The organism is Cupriavidus sp. 01L46 (genome assembly GCF_056399905.1).
The window spans coordinates 1-3,531 of record NZ_JBFTSF010000457.1 but is presented as its reverse complement, the minus strand read 5'-3'; the positions used below and the strand labels follow the sequence as shown (position 1 = coordinate 3,531).

At 67.2% G+C, this 3,531-nt stretch carries 4 protein-coding genes; all 4 read left to right on the top strand.

Features of this window, described 5'->3' with window-relative positions; translation table 11 throughout:
• The first annotated feature begins 110 nt into the window (after nucleotides 1-110).
• The 4 genes from AC1DS3_RS36740 (at nucleotide 111) to AC1DS3_RS36725 (ending at nucleotide 3,507) form a co-directional block, all read left to right on the top strand.
• Entirely contained in the window at nucleotides 111-1,100 is a 990-nt protein-coding gene (locus tag AC1DS3_RS36740; RefSeq protein ID WP_441634657.1) for a tripartite tricarboxylate transporter substrate binding protein, read from the top strand.
• A gap of 80 nt (nucleotides 1,101-1,180) precedes the next feature.
• Nucleotides 1,181-2,185: a Bug family tripartite tricarboxylate transporter substrate binding protein gene (locus AC1DS3_RS36735; protein ID WP_477129144.1), complete on the top strand. Its 1,005-nt coding sequence runs from the start codon at nucleotides 1,181-1,183 to the stop codon at nucleotides 2,183-2,185.
• Between the two features lie 69 nt (nucleotides 2,186-2,254).
• Nucleotides 2,255-3,193 (top strand): 2-hydroxyacid dehydrogenase, encoded by a 939-nt coding sequence (locus AC1DS3_RS36730; RefSeq protein ID WP_441634653.1) that lies wholly within the window; start codon nucleotides 2,255-2,257, stop codon nucleotides 3,191-3,193.
• 176 nt (nucleotides 3,194-3,369) lie between these two features.
• Nucleotides 3,370-3,507, top strand: coding sequence for a hypothetical protein (locus AC1DS3_RS36725; RefSeq protein WP_441634651.1), 138 nt, complete (start codon nucleotides 3,370-3,372; stop codon nucleotides 3,505-3,507).
• Nucleotides 3,508-3,531 lie beyond the last annotated feature (24 nt).

Genomic DNA, 3,531 nt, shown 5'->3' with positions numbered 1-3,531 from the left:
GTTGCGAATGATGCGTTAGCGCTATTGCTGCGCATTGGATGGAAAGCGAAAGCACTAGGCCATTAGGCCGTTAAGCCATTAAGCCGAAACAAAAACGCGCAGGAGACAACATGCACTTCTACACCAAGCCCATCACACGAGCGCTAGCGGGCATCGCGGCCGCACTCGCCTTGACCGCCCCCGCCACCCATGCCGCCGAAGCCGGCTACCCCACCAAGACCATCACCATCATCGTCCCCGCCTCCCCCGGCGGCGCCATCGACCTGGTAGCGCGGCTGGTGGGCCAGAAGATGACCGAAGCCTGGGGCCAGTCCGTGGTGGTGGACAACCGCCCCGGCGCCACCGGCATCATCGGCACCGACCTCGTCGCCAAAAGCGCGCCGGACGGCTACATGCTGGCGCTGGTGGCCAGCAGCCACGCCATCAATCCCAGCATGGTGAAGAAGCTGCCCTTCGACACCATCAAGAGCTTCGAGCCGGTGGCGCTGACCCACGTGGTGCCGCTGATGCTGGTGGTGTCCCCTTCCCTGCCGGTGACGTCCGTCAAGGAACTGATCGCCTACGGCAAGGCCAACCCGGGCAAGCTGTCGTTCGCGTCCAGCGGTTCGGGCGGCGCGCCGCATTTCTCGGGCGAGCTGTTCAAGAGCATGACGGGCATCGACATGGTCCACATCCCGTACAAGGGCAGCACGCTGGCCCATCCGGACCTGACCAGCGGCCGCGTGTCGCTGATGTTCGACACCGTTGCCGCCATCGGGCCGCAGGTCAAGGGCGGCAAGGTGCGCCCGCTGGCGGTGACGACCGCCAAGCGCTCATCGGCCGCGCCGCAGGTGCCGACCATGGCGCAGGCCGGCCTGCCCGGCTATGAGACCAGTACCTGGGGTGGCGTGCTGGCCCCGGCCGGCACCCCCAAGGCGGTGGTGGACAAGCTCAACGCCGAGATCAACAAGGCGCTGGCTTCGCCCGACGTGCGCGAGCGCCTGCAGAACGCCGGCATCGAACCCGCAGGCAGCACGCCCGCGCAATTCGCCAGTTTCCTGCAGGTGGAAATGGGCAAGTGGGCCAAGGTGGCCAAGGATGCGGGCATCCAGCCCGAGTGAGTTGCCACCGGGCAGCCACCAACCGATACGTGCCGGCGCCATGGCGCCCGGCCAACAAGCCGTACTTTCGGAGACAAGACATGCGCTCGCTCTACACCCCCACATTTAGCCGCCGCGCGGCCCCGATCGCCCTGTTTGCCCTGGCCATCGGCGCCTGGCTGCCCGCCGCGCAGGCCCAGCCCGGCGTTGCCTGGCCGACCAAGCCGGTGACCATCATCCTGCCGTTCGCCCCCGGTGGCGGCACCGACGTGGGCACCCGCCTGGTGGCGCTGCGGCTCTCGCAACTCTGGGGCCAGCCGGTACTGGTGGACAACCGCCCCGGCGCGGCCGGCAATGTCGGGCTGGACATCGTGTCCCGCGCCAAGCCGGATGGCTACACGCTGGTGGCCGGCAATGTCGGCACGCAATCGATCAATCCCTCGCTTTACAAGAAGCTCAACTATGATCCGGCCGCCTTCGTGCCGGTCAGCCTGATGGCGGAGTTGCCCTTTGCCCTGGTGGTAACGCCCAAACTGCCGGCCAAGAACCCCAAGGAACTGGTGGCGCTGGCCAAGGCCCAGCCCGGCAAGCTGACCTATGCCAGCTCGGGCAGCGGCGGCTCGCCGCATTTGTCGGCCGAGATCTTCAAGGCAGCTACCGGCACCGACCTGCTGCATGTGCCCTACAAGGGCGGCGGCGCGGCCATGACCGACCTGATGGCAGGCAATGTGGACATGCTGTTCGCCTCGATCCTGGAAACCGCCGGCCATGTGAAATCCGGCAAGCTGCGCGCGCTGGCCGTGACCAGCAAGGTCCGCTMGCCCGCGCTGCCGGACGTGCCGACGCTGGCAGAGGCGGGCATCGCCGGCGCCGAGTCGGGATCGTGGGTCGGCCTGCTGGCGCCGGCCGGCACGCCAAAGGACATCGTCGACAAGATCGCCGCCGGCGTGAAGGAAGTGGTGGCGATGCCCGCGGTGAAGGAGCAACTGATCGCGCAAGGCGCCATTCCCGTGGGCAGCACCCCCGTGCAGTTCGCCGACCTGATTGCCACGGATCGCAAGCGCTACGCCAAGATCATCCAGGACAACAAGCTCAGCGCAGACTGAGGCCGGCACCGTCCGGCCACCATCGCCACCATGGCCGCCATACCGCCATCACCACACGGATCTCTTCTCATGAAACCACGCCTTGCCCAGCACGGACGCTTGCCAGCCCCCCTTGAAGCCAGCCTGGCCGAACACTACGACGTCCACCCGCTGTGGGCCGAGACCGATCCCGCCGCCTTCCTCGCCAGCCACGGCGGCGAGTTCGCCGCACTGACCACGCGCGCCGCGATCGGCGTCGACGCGGCGATGATCGCGGCCATGCCAAAGCTGAGGGTCATCTCCAGCTTTGGCGTAGGCCTCGACAAGATCGATCTGGACGCCGCGCGCGCGCGCGGCATCGCCGTTGGCTATACGCCCGACGTGCTCAACGATTGTGTGGCCGATACGGCCTTCGGCCTGCTGATGGACGTGGCGCGCGGCTTCAGCGCGGCCGACCGTTTCGTGCGGCGCGGCGAATGGCCAAAGGCGCAGTTTCCGCTCGCCACCCGCGTCAGCGGCAAGCGCATGGGCATCGTCGGCATGGGCCGCATCGGACGTGTCATTGCCCGGCGCGGCGCGGGCTTCGATATGGAAGTGAGCTACCACAGCCGCCGCCCCGCGCAGGATGCGCCCTACCGCCATGAGCCCTCGCTGACCGAGCTGGCCAGGTGGGCGGACTTCCTGGTCATCGCCACCGCCGGCGGCCCCGAGACCCGGCACCTGGTGTCGGCCGAGGTACTCGAAGCGCTGGGCCCGAAAGGCTTCCTGATCAATATCGCGCGCGGCACCGTGGTCGACGAGACCGCGCTGGTGGACGCGCTGGTGCAGGGACGCATTGCAGGCGCCGGGCTGGATGTGTTCGAGAACGAGCCGCAGGTGCCGCAGGCGCTGTTCGCGCTGGACAACGTCGTGCTGCTGCCGCATATCGCCAGCGCCACGCACGAGACGCGCAATGCGATGGCGGATCTGGTGTTTGAAAACCTGCAGAGCTTCTTTGCCAGCGGGGCTGTGAAAGCGTCGGCTGTGTAGGTCAACTTGGCCGAAGATTGATCTGGAAGCCCCGAGTGGCAGCGCGGCGTTTGACGACCAACAGCGTTGTGATTCGGGCCACACCCCCTCCGTTGTGTGGTAGCGGGCCAAGTGTGCTTTTGCGCATACTCGCGGCTAGCAAAAAAATAGCGCGAGCGCGCATCGAGGGGTCAGATATGGAAGCAACCATGACGTTTGCGGGGTACCTGCTGGCTTTTCTGCTGGCGCTGGTCTTCGGGGCGAGAAGCGTGAACCGGCACCATCCGGCGCTGCGCCAGGAATTGCCGGTTGCCGCGCAGCCGCAGCAGCCGTGACCGTGGTCCTGGCGGCCTCCCGCC